Annotated in this window: 16 protein-coding genes; 4 read left to right on the top strand and 12 right to left on the bottom strand. The window is 66.4% G+C overall.

The annotated features are described in order from the left end of the window. Nucleotides 1–19: 19 nt before the first annotated feature. Genes ACQR07_RS06505 through ACQR07_RS06495 form a run of 3 tightly spaced genes read right to left on the bottom strand, consistent with a single transcriptional unit; the run spans nt 20 to nt 2,437 of the window. Nucleotides 20–730 (bottom strand): ABC transporter ATP-binding protein, encoded by a 711-nt coding sequence (locus ACQR07_RS06505; RefSeq protein ID WP_434901486.1) that lies wholly within the window; start codon nt 728–730, stop codon nt 20–22. Next, entirely contained in the window at nt 720–1,457 is a 738-nt protein-coding gene (locus tag ACQR07_RS06500; RefSeq protein WP_434901485.1) for an ABC transporter permease, read from the bottom strand. Before ACQR07_RS06500 ends, ACQR07_RS06505 begins: the two co-directional genes overlap by 11 nt. After that, on the bottom strand, nt 1,457–2,437 hold the full coding sequence (locus ACQR07_RS06495) for an ABC transporter substrate-binding protein (protein WP_434901484.1): 981 nt from the start codon (nt 2,435–2,437) through the stop codon (nt 1,457–1,459). Before ACQR07_RS06495 ends, ACQR07_RS06500 begins: the two co-directional genes overlap by 1 nt. Nucleotides 2,438–2,523: 86 nt before the next feature. Here ACQR07_RS06495 and ACQR07_RS06490 point away from each other — a divergent pair, with 86 nt between their 5' ends. Then, nucleotides 2,524–2,883, top strand: a complete 360-nt coding sequence (locus tag ACQR07_RS06490) for a hypothetical protein (RefSeq protein ID WP_434901483.1) — start codon at nt 2,524–2,526, stop codon at nt 2,881–2,883. Between the two features lie 23 nt (nt 2,884–2,906). On the opposite strand, the gene ACQR07_RS06485 is transcribed toward ACQR07_RS06490, so the two are convergent. Then, nucleotides 2,907–3,737, bottom strand: a complete 831-nt coding sequence (locus ACQR07_RS06485; RefSeq protein ID WP_434901482.1) for a quinoprotein dehydrogenase-associated SoxYZ-like carrier — start codon at nt 3,735–3,737, stop codon at nt 2,907–2,909. A 69-nt stretch (nt 3,738–3,806) separates the two neighbouring features. Next, nucleotides 3,807–4,706 carry a quinoprotein relay system zinc metallohydrolase 2 gene (locus tag ACQR07_RS06480; protein WP_434901766.1) on the bottom strand — a complete coding sequence of 300 codons (900 nt, stop codon included), beginning with the start codon at nt 4,704–4,706 and terminating at the stop codon, nt 3,807–3,809. A gap of 185 nt (nt 4,707–4,891) precedes the next feature. Here ACQR07_RS06480 and ACQR07_RS06475 point away from each other — a divergent pair, with 185 nt between their 5' ends. Continuing rightward, nucleotides 4,892–5,767, top strand: coding sequence for a substrate-binding domain-containing protein (locus tag ACQR07_RS06475; protein ID WP_434868830.1), 876 nt, complete (start codon nt 4,892–4,894; stop codon nt 5,765–5,767). Next, nucleotides 5,767–6,327, top strand: coding sequence for a PQQ-dependent catabolism-associated CXXCW motif protein (locus ACQR07_RS06470; protein ID WP_434901481.1), 561 nt, complete (start codon nt 5,767–5,769; stop codon nt 6,325–6,327). Before ACQR07_RS06475 ends, ACQR07_RS06470 begins: the two co-directional genes overlap by 1 nt. A gap of 230 nt (nt 6,328–6,557) precedes the next feature. Here ACQR07_RS06470 and ACQR07_RS06465 read toward each other — a convergent pair whose 3' ends face one another. The 5 genes from ACQR07_RS06465 to ACQR07_RS06445 form a co-directional block, all read right to left on the bottom strand. Further along, on the bottom strand, nt 6,558–7,169 hold the full coding sequence (locus ACQR07_RS06465) for a hypothetical protein (RefSeq protein WP_434901480.1): 612 nt from the start codon (nt 7,167–7,169) through the stop codon (nt 6,558–6,560). After that, nucleotides 7,166–8,020 (bottom strand): ABC transporter permease, encoded by an 855-nt coding sequence (locus ACQR07_RS06460; protein ID WP_434868827.1) that lies wholly within the window; start codon nt 8,018–8,020, stop codon nt 7,166–7,168. Before ACQR07_RS06460 ends, ACQR07_RS06465 begins: the two co-directional genes overlap by 4 nt. Next, nucleotides 8,017–8,832 (bottom strand): ABC transporter ATP-binding protein, encoded by an 816-nt coding sequence (locus ACQR07_RS06455; protein WP_434901479.1) that lies wholly within the window; start codon nt 8,830–8,832, stop codon nt 8,017–8,019. Before ACQR07_RS06455 ends, ACQR07_RS06460 begins: the two co-directional genes overlap by 4 nt. Then, complete coding sequence (locus ACQR07_RS06450) at nt 8,829–9,833, bottom strand: YVTN family beta-propeller repeat protein (RefSeq protein WP_434901478.1); 1,005 nt, start codon at nt 9,831–9,833, stop codon at nt 8,829–8,831. Before ACQR07_RS06450 ends, ACQR07_RS06455 begins: the two co-directional genes overlap by 4 nt. Before the next feature lie 311 nt (nt 9,834–10,144). Next, nucleotides 10,145–11,353 carry an ABC transporter substrate-binding protein gene (locus tag ACQR07_RS06445; protein ID WP_434901477.1) on the bottom strand — a complete coding sequence of 403 codons (1,209 nt, stop codon included), beginning with the start codon at nt 11,351–11,353 and terminating at the stop codon, nt 10,145–10,147. Between the two features lie 142 nt (nt 11,354–11,495). On the opposite strand from ACQR07_RS06445, the gene ACQR07_RS06440 reads away from it, so the two are divergent. Then, nucleotides 11,496–11,975: a DUF3280 domain-containing protein gene (locus ACQR07_RS06440; protein WP_434901765.1), complete on the top strand. Its 480-nt coding sequence runs from the start codon at nt 11,496–11,498 to the stop codon at nt 11,973–11,975. 628 nt (nt 11,976–12,603) lie between these two features. Here ACQR07_RS06440 and fghA read toward each other — a convergent pair. Continuing rightward, nucleotides 12,604–13,449 (bottom strand): S-formylglutathione hydrolase, encoded by an 846-nt coding sequence (fghA, locus tag ACQR07_RS06435; RefSeq protein WP_434901476.1) that lies wholly within the window; start codon nt 13,447–13,449, stop codon nt 12,604–12,606. An 85-nt stretch (nt 13,450–13,534) separates the two neighbouring features. Beyond that, nucleotides 13,535–14,155 carry a response regulator gene (locus ACQR07_RS06430; RefSeq protein ID WP_434868822.1) on the bottom strand — a complete coding sequence of 207 codons (621 nt, stop codon included), beginning with the start codon at nt 14,153–14,155 and terminating at the stop codon, nt 13,535–13,537. Nucleotides 14,156–14,229 lie beyond the last annotated feature (74 nt).

Below are 14,229 nucleotides of genomic sequence, written 5' to 3'. Positions count from 1 at the left end.
TTCCCCTGAATTGCCATGACTATGACACGGAGAAATCCGGTCGCGCCAGATCGGTCTTGATCCTGGCGATGACCTCGTTGCTGCGCTGCGCGCGCGGCAGGCCGATCGGGACAGCATGCAGCAGGCGGGCAGGGCGCGAGGACAGCAGGAAGATGCGGTCGCCGAGCCTTGCCGCGTCGTCCATGCTGTGCGTGACCAGGAGGGTGATCATCGGCCGCGAGGCGACCAGCGTCGCGATCTCCTCGCGCAGCCGTGCGGCGAGCGCGTCGTCGAGCGAGGCCAGCGGCTCATCGAGGATCAGGAAGTCCGGCTCGACTGCGAACGCCCGCGCCAGCGCGACGCGGCGGGCAAGACCGAGCGACAGCTCGCCGGGAAAATGGCTGCGATGCGCCTGGAGCTCGAGCACGCCGAAGATCGCAGCCAGCCGGTCATCGGCGACATCGGGCGCCGCCAGCCGGACATTGTCTTCCACCGATCGCCACGGCAACAGCCGCGGCTCCTGAAACACCATCGCCAGCCGCGCGCCGGCGGGTTGCGAGACATGACCCTGATAGTCCGGGTCGAGGCCTGCGAGGATCCGCAACATCGTGCTCTTGCCGCAGCCGGACGGGCCGACGACGACGCCGACCTCGCCACGCTCAAGCGCAAACGAAATGCCGGCAATCACCTCCTGGCGCTTGCCGTTGGCGCTGGTGTAGCTCTTCGATCTGATATCGACCTCAAGCCGCACGGAGCCGCCACCTGGATGCGCGCTGCTCGAACGGCTGCACGAAGAGAGCTTCGATCACCAGCACGACGGCGGCGAAACTGAGCGAGTAGGCGAGCAGGAGCGGGATGTCGAACAGCTGGAACGCAACGCCGATCTCGAAGCCGATGCCGTTGGGACGCCCGAGCAGTTCGGCGACCAGCACGATCTTCCACACCAGCGACAGCCCCGAGCGCGCCGCGGCGGCGATGTACGGCGCGAGCTGCGGCAACAGGACATGACGAAGGATGCGGCCGCGCGGGAAGGCGAACACTTTTGCCATCTCGTCCAGCGACGGATCGAGAGCGCGGGCGCCCTCGCGCAAGGTCACGACGGCGGTCGGCAGTTTGTTGATCGCAATCGCTGCGATCGCGGCAACCTCGGTGAGGCCGGCCCAGATGTAGGCCAGCACGATCACCACCAGCGCCGGCAGGTTGAGCAGCAGAATGAGCCAGGGATCGCCGAGCCGGTTGGCGAGCCGGCTGCGGCCCATCCAATAGCCGAGCGCCGACCCGATCGCCATCGACAGCGTGAAGGCCAGCGCGACGCGGGCCAGCGTCGCGCCGAGATGCAGGAACAGCGCGCCCGACTTGGCTTCGGCGACGGCGACCGCCAGCACGGCCCAGGGCGGCGGCAGCTTGGCGCTGCCGGCCATCGTCGCGGCCACCCACCAGGTCGCGAGCAGAAGCGCGAAGGACAACAGCCGCAGCACTATTCCCTCGCATCCGCCCTGTAATAAGTGCCGGGGCTGAGCTCGGCTGCGGGGCCGACCAGGTCGCGTCCGCCGATCGAGGCGAGCACGCCATAGAGAACGCGGGCGTCGGCCTCTTCGTCGGCGACGGAGCGGCGCGGAATGCCCTCGCGATAGCGGTCGCGATAGGCGCGCAACGTCGCCTCATCGGATGCGCCGGTCAGCGGCGCGATGGTCTGCCAATCGGCATCCGACGTCGCCAGGATCTCCTTCGCCTTGGCCGTGACCGACAGGAAGCGTGCGACGAGATCGCGATGCTTGCCTGCCCACTCCTCGTCGAACACATAGCCGATCATCGCGGTGCGGCCCTTGGCGCCGAATGCGGGCAGGATGTCCTCGATGCCGGCGAGGCGGCGAAAGCCTTTCGCTTCCAGCGCTGCGCAGAAATTCCAGTAGTTCAACCCCGCGTCCATCTCGCCGTCCGCCAGCTTGGCGGCGAGCAGCGGCGGTGCGCCATAGGTGATGGTCGCCTGCGACTTCAGCTCGACGCCGTCGCGCTTGAGCGCGGCCTGCAGCAACAGCCAGCTCTTGTCGAGCGGCCCGCCCGCCACCGCGAGCTTGCGTCCCTTGAGGTCAGCCAGCGCCTTCAGCGGCGAGCTGGCCGGCACCATCACGGCGCCGAGCGCGCTGGAGTAGGGGAAGAACGTCAGCTTGGCGCCGAGCGCGCGTTCGCGCGACACCCACAGCCAGTCCGACACCATGATGTCGGCACTACCTGCCCGCAGCGCGATCTTGCCGGCTTCGGGGCTTGCGAGCTCGACCGCGTCGATCGCGATGTCCGCTTGGATGTCGAGCTTGTGGGCACGGATGACGGCCAATTCCCAGGCGAAGGTGCCGGTCTTCTGCACCGCAACCTTGACGGTCTCGGCGGCGCGCGAGGCCGAGGCCGGCAGCAGCGCGCAGGCGAGGAATGCAATCAACAAACGACCGAGCAGGGTCATGGGCGCGTCTGCGTTTCCTCGAGATGGGTTCTTTTCAGCCTCATTCGCTTAGCATAGCTTGGACAGCGATGCTGCGGAGGATTGTCATGCGTTGCGCTGTTCCGGTAGGACCGATTGTCGCCACCTTCTTTGCCGTGACCGCGCTGGCTGGGCCGGCCCGTGCCGAAGACCTCAACGATTATCCGACCTCGGCGCGCGCCGAATACGTGTTCGGCTGCATGAAAGCCAATGGCGAGTCGCGCCAGTCGATCGCGCAGTGCTCCTGCTCGATCGACGTGATCGCCTCGATCATTCCCTATGAGCGCTATGTCACCGCCGAAACGGTGCTCAGCATGTCCCAGGTGCGCAGCAATCTCGGCACGCAGTTCCGCACCTCCGAGCAGGCCGCCAATGCGCTCAACGACCTGCGCCGGGCGCAGGCCGAGGCCGAGGTGAGATGTTTCTGACGCCTCGCGGCCTGGCCTCGCCATCAGGTGCCTGAACTCTGCGCCGGCCACTCATGCTCGAACACATGGCCCTGCGTATCCTTCGCCTCGGCGCGGAAATGCTTGGCGCCGTTCGAGACATAGGTGAAGCGGATGTTGGGATCCTCCGAGATCGAGATGCCGCCTTCCACCGACAGCACCAGACTGCCGTCCTGCGACAGCGTCAGCTTGTCGACGAAGAAAGCTGGAATGTAGAGCTGCGTCACCTGATCCATCTGCAGCCCCGAATTATTGGGATGCCCGACCATGACCTGCGCCTCGCGGATGCCGCTGCTGGCGCCATCGCCGGCCTGGCTGAACTGCCGATAGCGCATCTGGCCGATGCGCGCGTTGGCCTCCTCCGGATTCTTGGCGGCCGGTGCCGAGCAGCCGCCGGAGGCCTTCACGAAGGTCTTGACCACGTAGAGCTGGCCGTCGGTCAACTCCGCCACGGCGTGCACGTCGGTGTAGTTGTTGACGCGAACGCGGGTCGAGATCGCCGTCACGTTGGCCTCGGCACCCAGCGTGAACTTCGCCGCCAGCGGCGCCGGGTTCTGGTCGATCACCAGCGTGATGGTCCTGATGCGGCGCTCGTCGGCAGGCGAGAGCTTGCTGCGCAGCGTGACCGGAACCACCGACGCATCCTCGGCGCGCGTCGGCATCTCGATCGCCAGCACGCCAGAACCATCTTGCATCGGCTTGTTGTTGAAGATGTCCTGCACCAGCCCCGGCCACGGATCGTAGCCATCGGCAGCTTTTGCAGGTGCGAATGCGAGGCATGCGCCGAGAAGCCAGGCGCCAAGAAGCAATGTGGACGGCAAGCGGTGCCCGATCATGGCGCGGTCCTCCAAAAGCGTTCTGGTTTATCGGCGATCATAGCGCGTCCCATGGCTTATTCCCATGGCTCATTCCCATTCCATTTCCGAGAAGGCTGCAGTGGCGTTGCGCGCATTGTAATCGTCGAACAGCTCCCATTTGCCGCGTTCCGCCGCTGCGGCGCCGGCCGCATCGGAAATCGGCTTGCCCGCCTTGATCAGCCCACGCACGTCGTGAGCGAGGGTGTCCAGGTAGCGGCGCTCGTCCCCGAGCGCGAGCGGCCAGGGGCTGATCGGCCCGTGTCCCGGCACGACGCGATCGGCGGATATCGCGGCGAGCGCGCCTAGATCGGTGATCCAGCCGCGCAGGCTGCCGTCCATCACCGGGACGTGACGCAGGAACAAGAGATCGCCTGCGAACAGGGTCCGGCTCGTTTCGTCGAACACGGTCAGGTCGCAGTCGCTGTGCGCGGTGCTCCACGCCTTCAGGGTTAGCGTCCGGCCACCGAGGTCGAGCGACATCTGGTCCTCGACGACGATCGATGGCGCAACCAGGCGAACATCGTCGATCAGCTCGGCGCCCATCAGCCGCCGGAACGCCTCGATGTAATGCGGTCCACGCACCGCCAGTGCGCGGGGCAGGTTCTTTGCACCGACGAAGCTCGTTGCGTCACCCTGGAAGGCGGCGTTGCCGAAGACGTGGTCGGGGTGAGCATGGGTGTTGACGACGTAGCGGATCGGCTTGGCGGTGCGCGCCCGGATTGCGGCCAAGAGAGCGCGTCCCTCACGGACGCTGCCGCCGGTGTCGATCACGGCGACCGCCCCGCCGCCGATGATGAAGCCGACATTGGCAATGGCGCCCTCGTTCTCGGCCGTCATCAGCGCGGTCTGGCCGATATGGACAAAAACGCCCGGGGCGACCTCGTTCACCGCGAGTTCCCCCGACTGGGCATGCGCCGGGCTCTCCAGCACAACAGCGCCCCATGCCATGAGGGCTATGACGAGCCACTTCACCATCTGTTAGCCTTGTCCGCATGCGACGCGTGCTGGCGGCTGACGTTGCGGCGCAGCACCCGGTCAACTCTTCGCGATGATGGCAAGTGTTGCGCCCGCGAGGCCGGCGGCCTAGCATTTTCAAAAATACCTCGATGCGCTCCATAGGGATGGAAATACGGATGACGAAGCGTCACAGTCTTGCTTGCCTGCTGGCCGTTGCCGGCGGGCTCACCCTGCTCGGGCCGGCCGCGTCTTTTGCGCAGAGCAATGATGGCCTGGACCTGTCGATCGAACTGATCGATCCCAAGGTTCTCAGGGTTTGCGCCGACCCGCGCAATCTGCCGTTCTCCAACGAGAAGGGCGACGGTTTCGAGAACAAGCTGGCCGACTTCCTGGCCGCCAAGCTGCAGAAGAAGGTCGACTACACGTTCTTCCCGCAAGCCACCGGTTTCGTGCGCATGACGCTCGGCTCGCATCGCTGCGACGTCATCATGGGATTCCCGCAAGGCGACGACCTGGTGCAGAGCACCACTCCGTATTACCGGACGGCCTACGCGATCGTCACCAAGCCGGGCTCGGACCTTGCCGACGTCACCACGCTGGAGGACGCCAAGCTCAAGGGCAAGCACATCGGCATCGTGGCGGGCACGCCGCCGGCGACCAACATGGCGCTGGCCGGGCTGATGACGACGGCCAAACCCTATCCGCTGATGATCGACACGCGGGTGGATTCGTCGGCGGAAGCGATGATCAACGATCTGAAATCCGGCGAGATCGATGCCGGCGTGCTGTGGGGCCCGATGGCCGGCTACTATGCCAAGCAGGCCAGCCCGCAGTTGCACGTCACGCCGCTGGTGAAGGAAACCTCCGGGCCGAAGCTGATCTATCGCATCGCCATGGGCGTGCGTGGTGCGGACCAGAACTGGCGGCGGCAGCTCAACAAGCTGATCCAGGAGAACCAGGGCGAGATCAACAAGATCCTGCTCGATTTCGGCGTGCCGCTGCTGGACGAGAGCAATCATCTGATCACCGCCGAGGCTGCCGCGAAGCCATGATGATCGCTCGGCTCACCGCTGCGGCATTGGCAGGCGTGCTGCTGATCGCCGCGGCGGTGCGGGCCGACGATCTCGTGCCGGAGCCCGACAGCTATCGCACCGAGAACTACCGCGCGCCGGTGCCGACGACGTTGAGCGGCGCGCGCGTGCTGTCGACGCGTGACACCGAAGCGATCTGGCGCGCCAAGTCCGCCGCCTTCATCGACGTGCTGCCGCGGCCGCCCAAGCCGAAGAATCTGCCGGCCGGCACGGTGTGGCGCGAGCAGCCGCGGCTCGACATTCCCGGCAGCATCTGGCTGCCCGACACCGGCTATGGCGTGCTGGCGGCAGCAACGGAGGACTATCTGAAGCGCGGCCTTGCGCGCGCCTCCGACGGCGATCTCGGCCGTCCGCTCGTATTCTACTGCCTCGAAGACTGCTGGATGTCGTGGAATGCCGCGCGGCGCGCGCTGACCTACGGCTACCGCAACGTCGCCTGGTATCCCGACGGCACCGACGGCTGGGCCCGCGCCGACCTGCCGCTGCAGCAGACCCAACCCGAGCCGCGGCCGGAGGAGTGAGCGCCGTCGCATCTGTCCGCTAACGTCGCTGCCAACCAGTTTCTTCGTCATGCCCGGGCTTGACCCGCCTGCGCGGCCGAAGCCGCTTCGGCGCGGCGAAGGCCCGGGCATCCACCTGGTGCCGCGTGGAAAGACGTTGATGGCCGGGTCAAGCCCGGCCATGACGACGCTGAAGCAGTGGCGCGCTCCTCCTAGGCTTTCGTGGTCCAGAGCGAGCCGCATCCGTGGACCTACTCCATGTCCTGCTGGATCTCGCGGGCCAGTGCGAACAGGCGCTGGTCGATGGCGGTCGGCACCTCGCAGACGAACTTCATGACGCGGCGGCGGTCCTCGAAGATACGGGTCTCCCAGTTCAGCTGGTTGGTCATCTCCTCGATCTTGGCCTGATCCGGGTTGGCGCTGCTGTGCATCTCCTGCACGGCAATGGTGTCAGCGCGCACTTTGTCGACGGCCTCGCGCTGCTTGCGCATCACGCGCTCCAGCCCGTTCATGACCGAGGTGCGCTGGGCGTTGAGTGTATCGAACAGGCCGGCGAACAGCAGCTTGCCCTTGCGGGTCTTCTCCTCGGCCGTGCCGGTCAGGAAATCGGCGACGTCCTTCTGCGCCTGCTCGAGCGGGATGCGGCGCGCGGCGAGCTTGGCGACGAGTTCGGCAAGCTTGGCATCGTTCTTCCAACTTGCGCCGACGTCGTCGATGGCAGGGCCGGACCAGACGGCGGCGATCGAGATTTCCGGCACCTTCGCCTGCGGGCAGGGCCAGTCCGGGTAGCGCGGGTCGGCGGCACGCGCAGCACCGGCTGATGTGACCAGCGCGATGGCCAGCACTATGGATTTCAATCTCATGCCTCGCCTCCGGGACCACGCCTGACAAACCCGCGCGACGGATCGTAGGCCAGGATCGCGCCGATCATGAAAACCGCGGTGCAACCGCCGACGACAGCGAGCGATACCCAGTTCAGCTTGCCGTACAGCGCAAAGCGAATGAGTTCGACCGCGTGGGTGAAGGGATTGGCCTCGCAGAGATAGGCGAGCCACGGGCTGCCTTCCTCGACGCGCCACAGGGGATAGAGCGCCGACGAGGCGAAGAACATCGGGAAGATCACGAAGTTCATGACGCCGGCAAAGTTCTCCAGCTGCTTGATGCCGGATGAGATCAGCATGCCCAGCGCGCCGAGCATCAGCCCGGACAGGATCAGCGCCGGCAGCACGGTGAGATAGCCCATCGGCGGCGGCGTGATCTCCCAGAACCAGGCGATCACCAGGAAGGCATAGACCTGCAGCACGGAGACGGCGGTGCCGGCGAGCAGCTTGCAGAACAGCAGATAGCCGCGTGGCAGCGGGCTCACCAGCAGGGTGCGCATGTTGCCCATCTCGCGGTCGTAGACCATCGACAGCGACGACTGCATGCCGTTGAACAGCTGGATCATCGCCATCAGGCCGGGGGCGATATAGACCTCGTAGAGGATGTAGGTCTCGTAGGGCGGGATGATCGAGATGCCGAGCACCTGGCGGAAGCCCGCGGCGAAGATGAACAGCCAGACCAGCGGCCGCACCAGCGCCGAGACGAAGCGCTCGCGCTGATGCAGGAAGCGCAGGCCCTCGCGCCAGACGATACCGATCAGGCAGGTGATGTACTCGCCGACGGAGAAGCCGCTGCGTGTCGGCGCGGGCGCGTGCACGGTGGTGACGGTCATGGCTCCGAGCTCCGTGCAGGGCTGGCCTGGGTCGTCAGCCGGGCGAAGGCGGCGTTGACGTCCGACGCGCCTGATTCCGCGATGACCTGCGGCACTGGCCCGCGCGCCAGCACGCGGCCCTGATGCAGCACCACGAGGTCATCGCTTGCTGCGATCTCGTCGAACAGATGCGTCGCCCAGAGCACGCCGATGCCCTGTTCGGTGACGAGCTGCCGGACATGGCCGACGATGTCGGCGCGTGCCTTGACGTCGAGGCCGACGGTGGCCTCGTCCAGCAGCAACAGCCGCGGACGATGTAGCAGCGCGCGAGCGATCTCCAGCCGCCGCATCTGGCCGCCGGAGAGGTCGCGCACCTTGTTGCCGGCGCGGTCGGCAAGGCCGATCCGCGTCAGCAGCTCCTCGCTGCGCGCGCGCGCCTCGCGGCGCGAGATGCCGTGCAGCGCGGCGTGGTAGAGCAGGTTCTGCCGAAGCGACAGGTCGAGATCGACCGTGCGCGGCTGGAACACGACGCCGAGCAGCCGCAGCGCCTCGCCCGGTGTGCGGCCGATGTCATGGCCGAAGATGCTGATCTGTCCGGTCTGAACCGCGAATAGGCGGGTGATCAGCGAGAACAGCGTGCTCTTGCCGGCGCCGTTGAGGCCGAGCAGGGCGGTGAAGCTTGCAGGGCGCACCGCGAAGCTGACGTCGGTCAGCGCCTTGCGCGCACCGTAGGAGTGGCTGACGCCGGCGACCGACAGCGCCGGGACCTGAATTGGCGCCGGCTGCGGTGCGGCGCCTGTCGTATCGAGAGCGGGTGCGTTCTGCGTCGTCATGGCTGTGCAATCGTGATGCCCCAGGGCAGCTCGCCGACCTGGATGGTCTTGATCACCTTCTGCGCGGTGACGTCGATGACGGACACGTCGTTGGAGACGCCGTTCGTGACCAGGAGATATTTTTCATCCGGCGTGAACTCCATGTGCCAGACGCGCTGGCCGACCAGCAGATATTTCTTCACCTCGTGGGTGACGCCATCGACGATCGCCACGCGGTTGGCCGGGCCGAGCGCGACGAAGCCGGTCTTGCCGTCCTTGGTCAGGGCGATGCCGACGGGCTGGATCGCCTCGCTGCGCAGGCCGGGCACGGCGAACTTGATCTTGCCGGTCACCTCGCGCTTGGCGGGATCGATGATCGAGACGGTGCCGCCGATCTCGGCGGAGACCCACAGCTCCGAACCGTCGGTCTTGAACTCGGCATAGCGCGGCCGGGCATCGACCAGCACGTTGGCGACGATCTTGCGCGTCGCCGTGTCGATGAAATGCGCCATGTTGGTGGTCTCGGAGGTGCAGATCAGGATCTTGCCGTCGGGGCTCAGCATCATGCCCTCCGGCTCGACGCCGACCTGGACGTCGCCAATGCGCACGCGCTTATCGAGGTCGAGCACGGTGACGGTGTTGTCGTTCTCGTTGGCGACATAGAGCGTCTTGCCCTGGGCGTCCTGCGCGAACAGCTCGGGATCGGGGCCGGAGGGCAGTGTGTCGACGATCTCCTGCTTCTTGGCGTCGATCACCTGAATGGTGTCATCATCGCCGACCGCCACCATCACGAACTTGCCGTCCCGCGTGAACGCAATCCCGCGCGGCCGCTGCCCGACCTTGATGGTCTTGGTGACCGTCCAGGTGTCGGTGTCGATGACGGAGACGGTGTTGCCCTTTTCGTTGGAGACGAACGCGACGTAGGCGGAGGCGGGGGCGATGCAGGTCAGGGAGAGAGCGGCGGTGAGCACGGCTGCAACCAGGGCCGTGCGCTTCAGAAGCAGATTCTGCAATTTACTCATTCGACCTATCGTCGGATGGACTCGAGATATCGCGGCACGGCCGGTGCGCTCCCTCTCCCCGTTCTTCACGGGGAGAGGGTCGGGGTGAGGGGCTCTCTCCACGCGCACGGTGCGCGGAGCGAGCCCCTCACCCGGATTGCATCTGCGATGCAATCCGGCCTCTCCCCGTGAAGGACGGGGAGAGGCTGGCACCGCGCTCGCGGCGTTGACCGTGGCCTCCTCACCGACGGATGTCGTCGAGCCCAGCAGCGCATCGCGCTGCGTCTGCCCCGTCGGACTCACCATCTTCATCAACATCATCCAATCCGACATCATTGCAGCTTGCACTTGGTTTCGGGGCGATCGACGCCGAGGGTGTCGAGTTCGGAGACCTGGTGGAGAAAGCCCTCCTGCGGCGACACCGAGACGATCATGCGGCCATCGGCGAGCAGGATAGGTTGACGCAGTTGCAGGTTCCAGTCGCGAAGAGAGAGGCGCGTGCCCTTGAAGGCGGCGATGGTGAAGTTCGGGCTCTTCAGATAGTCGGTCATCGTCTTGGCGTCGCCGGAGTTGGTGCGCGAGGCCGCTTCCCCGACCATGCGCACGGCCATCCAGGATTGCATGTCGAGCGCATCCATGCGGCGCGAGGCGAGCTTCATGAAGCGGTTCTGCAGTTGCGTCGCGCCCCACTGGTCCTGCGATGGATCCCAGCTGGTCGGCCGCAGGCCGGCGGAGCCGGCGACCGGGCGCGCGTCCCAGGTGCGATAGGGCAAATAGTTGGCGAACACCTCGCTCTCGTCGGCGGCGACCAGCACGTCATAGGCCGGCGCCTTCTGCGTGAACACCGGCATCTGGCGCTGGATCAAGGTCACGCCGCTATCGGTGCGCCGCGAGCCGCCGGTGTCCTCGAAGGTGCGCTCCTCGACGATCTTGGCGCCGAAACGGGTGGCGGCACGGCGCAACGCGTCGGCGAACAGCTTGTCATTGTCGTGCGAGCCGGTGACCAGCAGCCAGCGCTTCCACTGCTTCCACACCAGGTATTGCGCAAGGCCATCGGCCAGCATCGAGCGCGTCGGCGCGACATGGATGACGTTGGCGCGGCAGTCCTGCTCGCGCAGCCGGTCGTCGGTCGCGCCGACATTGAGCAGGGTGATGCCGCGGCCGCGCAGGCTATCGGCGACCTTCAGCAGGGCATCCGCGGGAAGGTCGGCGAGGATGAAGCCGGTCTTGCCGGCGAGCTCGTTCGCCGCCTGGCCTGCGTCCTCGTCATCCTTGACGCGGCGGTCGATCAGGGTGAAGCGCTGGTTGAGGAACTTGCCGGTGGTGTTGTTGTCCTCGATGGCGAGCCTGGCGCCGGCCACGCCGTCATCGGCCGCCGGCTGGTCGAGCGGCGACAACGTCTGCGGCACGCCGGCACGGCCGAGATAGCCGATCGCAATGTCGACCGGCTCTGCGGCAACAGCGGCAGTTGCGGCGGCAATGAGGCCGATCGCGCCGATCAGAGATCGGGCCAGAACTCGCAGGACCACATGTCCTCCCATTGTTCCCTCGTCGTTTTTCGGCAAGGTTTCGTCTTGCAAGATGACCGAATTGGCCTAGCTTTCAACCCCACTTTTGGCCGCTGTTGCATCATTTCGGATCACGACCTTGAAACTCGCTGCTGTCCTCGCGTCCCTGGTCCTGATGTCTGCAACGTCAGTTCATGCCGAGCCGCCCAAGGTGGCGGTGTTCGATTTCGAGCTGATCGACACCAGCCTGCAGGGCGAGGTGCAGGGCCCGCGTCAGGACGAGCAGCAGAGGCTGGCGCATGCCGCCGAGCAGCTCCGCGCGGCGCTGCAGGAGTCCGGCAAATTTCGCGTGCTCGATATCGCCCCCGTTAACGATGCGGCGCACCACAGCAATCTGCAGGCCTGCGGCGGCTGCGACGTCAAGCTCGCCTCCGATATCGGCGCCGATCTCGCCATTACCGGCACGGTGCAGAAGGTCTCCAATCTGATCCTCAACATGAACATCTATCTGCGCGACGCTCACACCGGCCAGCCGGTCGCCATCATGACCGCCGACATGCGCGGCAACACCGACGAATCCTGGACCCGCACCATGGCCTGGCTGCTCCGCAACCGCCTGCTGGCCCCGAACTACGGCGTGCCGCAGGCGCAGTAGCTATCGGACATGACGTTGCATCCTCGCGGCCGCGGAGGCCCGAGCTGTGCTGATCGATCGCGCCTCGACAACAAGAGGCGCAGGGAAGGCCGGGAGCCTGCCGCCCCCATGGCCCGCCTGCAGAAAAAATGCAGGCGGCAGTACCACAGGTTCGGCTCGGACATCCCGGCCCTCCCTGCGCGATGGCTTTAACGGTTGCTTCGCGTGCTCCCCGGTGCGCCGGGCTTTCTGGTCACCGTGCGCGACGACGCGCTTCTCGCGCGCCGCCGCGGGGGCATCAGCGTCGGGATGCCAGGACCACGCGACTTGGCCGTACGCCGTGGCGCGTTCGTCCGCATGCTCTCGCGAGCCTGCTGCGCGCCGCCGGCGTCCACCGCATCCCCACCTCCACGTTCGTGACGACCGCGATACGCCCTCTCGATGAGGCGGGATGCGCCCACACAAACACGTTTTCTGTAAAAGCGAAAGACATATCTTTCGCGGTGCCGGGCTGGACAGGCGCATCGCCTTGTGGTGCCGAGCGAAAATAGTCTCGTCGCGCACGCGAAGTCCGGGCATTGAGACCGACAAGATCGCCTCGACGGACGCGCCACTGCGCCCGTCGGGCAAATCAGGGCCGTGACTGATGTCAGCGTGTAAGCCGCGCCGCATGCCAGCGCAGGTGATCGGCCATGTAGGTCGAGATGAAGTAGTAGCTGTGGTCGTAGCCGTCCTGCTTGCGCAGCAGCAGCGGGATGTTGGCCTTGTCGCAGGCGGCCTTGAGCAGCTCGGGGCGGAGCTGCTGGGTCAGGAACTGGTCGGCGGTGCCGACATCGACCAGGAGGTCGGAGACGCGCGCGCCGTCCTCGATCAGCGCGACCGCATCGTGCTTGCGCCATGCGGCCTTGTCGCTGCCGAGATAGCCACCCAGCGCCTTCTCGCCCCACGGCACCTGCGAGGGGGCGACGATCGGCGAGAACGCGCTGGCGGCGCGATAGCGGTCCGGGTTGCGCAGCGCCACCGTGAGCGCGCCATGGCCGCCCATGGAGTGGCCCATCACCGACTGCCGGCGGGGATCGACCGGGAAGTTGGCCGCGACCACGCTCGGCAGCTCTTCGGTGACGTAGCTCCACATCCGGTAGTTCTTCGCGAACGGCTCTTGCGTCGCGTCGACGTAGAAGCCGGCGCCGAGGCCGAAATCATAGGCGTTGTTGGCGTCACCCGGGACGCCGTCGCCACGCGGCGAGGTGTCGGGCGCGACGAAGATCAGGCCGAGCTCGGCGCAGGCGGCGCGGAACTCGCCCTTCTCGGTGACATTGGCGTGCGTGCAGGTCAGGCCGGAGAGATACCAGACGACCGGCAGCTTCGCGCCCTCGGCATGGGCAGGCACGAACACCGAGAACGTCATCTCGGTCTTGGTCTCCTGGCTGGCGTGCCGGTAGACCCCCTGGACGCCGCCATGGGACTTGTTCTGGGACACGGTCGTGAGCGTCATGGGATCACCTGTTCGGCAATGATGTCGGAGCAATGGCGATGATGTCGCCGGTCTGGGTCAAGCTGCGTCGTTCAGTCGACGCAAGTCAAGCGACGCCGTTCTCGATCGCCAGACGCACCAGCTCGCCGGAGGTTCGCACGCCGAGCTTCTGGCGGATGATCGAGGAGGTGTTGGCGACGGTCTTGTAGGACGAGTGGATCAGCCAGGCGATCTCCGACAGGCTCTTGCCGGCGCTGAGCAGGCGCAGGATCTCGAGCTCGCGCGAGGTCAGCTTTGCCAGCGGGCTCTGCGCCACGGCGGCGCCGGCGAAGGCGATGCTGCGGGCGATCGCCGGCGGCAGGTAGCTGCCGCCGCGCGCGACCTCGCGGATCGCCTCGGCGAGGTCGTTGGGATCGCCGCTCTTCGAGACGTAGCCCTTGGCGCCGATGTCGATGGCGCGCGCCGCGAACACCGGATCGTCGTTCATGCTGAACATGATCAGCCGGGCGTTTGCATCGTGCGCCAGGATGCGGCGCGCCAGCTCGAAGCCGGAGACGGTCGGCAGGTTGATGTCGACGACGCAGACGTCGGGGCGCTCGGCGATGAAGCTGGCTTCGCCGCTCTCCGCGTCCGCCGCCTCGAGCAGCACGACGTCAGCATCGCCCGAGAGCAGGGCCCGGCAGCCGGAGGCAACGATGGGATGATCGTCGACGATCAGAACGCGCATGGCCTTGGGGTCCCGGACTTCCAACTCGCCTCATTGCTGCAATGCATCATGGATGCCTGCGGCGCGATGTTGCA

Source organism: Bradyrhizobium sp. HKCCYLS20291, from assembly GCF_051167715.1.
Taxonomy (GTDB): domain Bacteria; phylum Pseudomonadota; class Alphaproteobacteria; order Rhizobiales; family Xanthobacteraceae; genus Bradyrhizobium.
Note: the sequence above shows the minus strand (reverse complement) of the source record. Positions and strands in the feature narration are given on the sequence as shown.

What these genes read in the sequence shown, in the direction of transcription:
- ACQR07_RS06475 (WP_434868830.1), top strand. Translation starts at nt 4,892, where the DNA reads ATGACGAAGCGTCACAGTCTTGCTTGCCTGCTGGCCGTTGCCGGCGGG.
- ACQR07_RS06430 (WP_434868822.1), bottom strand. Translation starts at nt 14,155, where the DNA reads ATGCGCGTTCTGATCGTCGACGATCATCCCATCGTTGCCTCCGGCTGC.
- ACQR07_RS06450 (WP_434901478.1), bottom strand. Translation starts at nt 9,833, where the DNA reads ATGAGTAAATTGCAGAATCTGCTTCTGAAGCGCACGGCCCTGGTTGCA.
- ACQR07_RS06495 (WP_434901484.1), bottom strand. Translation starts at nt 2,437, where the DNA reads ATGACCCTGCTCGGTCGTTTGTTGATTGCATTCCTCGCCTGCGCGCTG.
- ACQR07_RS06445 (WP_434901477.1), bottom strand. Translation starts at nt 11,353, where the DNA reads ATGGGAGGACATGTGGTCCTGCGAGTTCTGGCCCGATCTCTGATCGGC.
- ACQR07_RS06480 (WP_434901766.1), bottom strand. Translation starts at nt 4,706, where the DNA reads ATGGCATGGGGCGCTGTTGTGCTGGAGAGCCCGGCGCATGCCCAGTCG.
- ACQR07_RS06470 (WP_434901481.1), top strand. Translation starts at nt 5,767, where the DNA reads ATGATCGCTCGGCTCACCGCTGCGGCATTGGCAGGCGTGCTGCTGATC.
- ACQR07_RS06465 (WP_434901480.1), bottom strand. Translation starts at nt 7,169, where the DNA reads ATGAGATTGAAATCCATAGTGCTGGCCATCGCGCTGGTCACATCAGCC.
- ACQR07_RS06455 (WP_434901479.1), bottom strand. Translation starts at nt 8,832, where the DNA reads ATGACGACGCAGAACGCACCCGCTCTCGATACGACAGGCGCCGCACCG.
- ACQR07_RS06440 (WP_434901765.1), top strand. Translation starts at nt 11,496, where the DNA reads ATGTCTGCAACGTCAGTTCATGCCGAGCCGCCCAAGGTGGCGGTGTTC.
- ACQR07_RS06485 (WP_434901482.1), bottom strand. Translation starts at nt 3,737, where the DNA reads ATGATCGGGCACCGCTTGCCGTCCACATTGCTTCTTGGCGCCTGGCTT.
- fghA (WP_434901476.1), bottom strand. Translation starts at nt 13,449, where the DNA reads ATGACGCTCACGACCGTGTCCCAGAACAAGTCCCATGGCGGCGTCCAG.
- ACQR07_RS06460 (WP_434868827.1), bottom strand. Translation starts at nt 8,020, where the DNA reads ATGACCGTCACCACCGTGCACGCGCCCGCGCCGACACGCAGCGGCTTC.
- ACQR07_RS06490 (WP_434901483.1), top strand. Translation starts at nt 2,524, where the DNA reads ATGCGTTGCGCTGTTCCGGTAGGACCGATTGTCGCCACCTTCTTTGCC.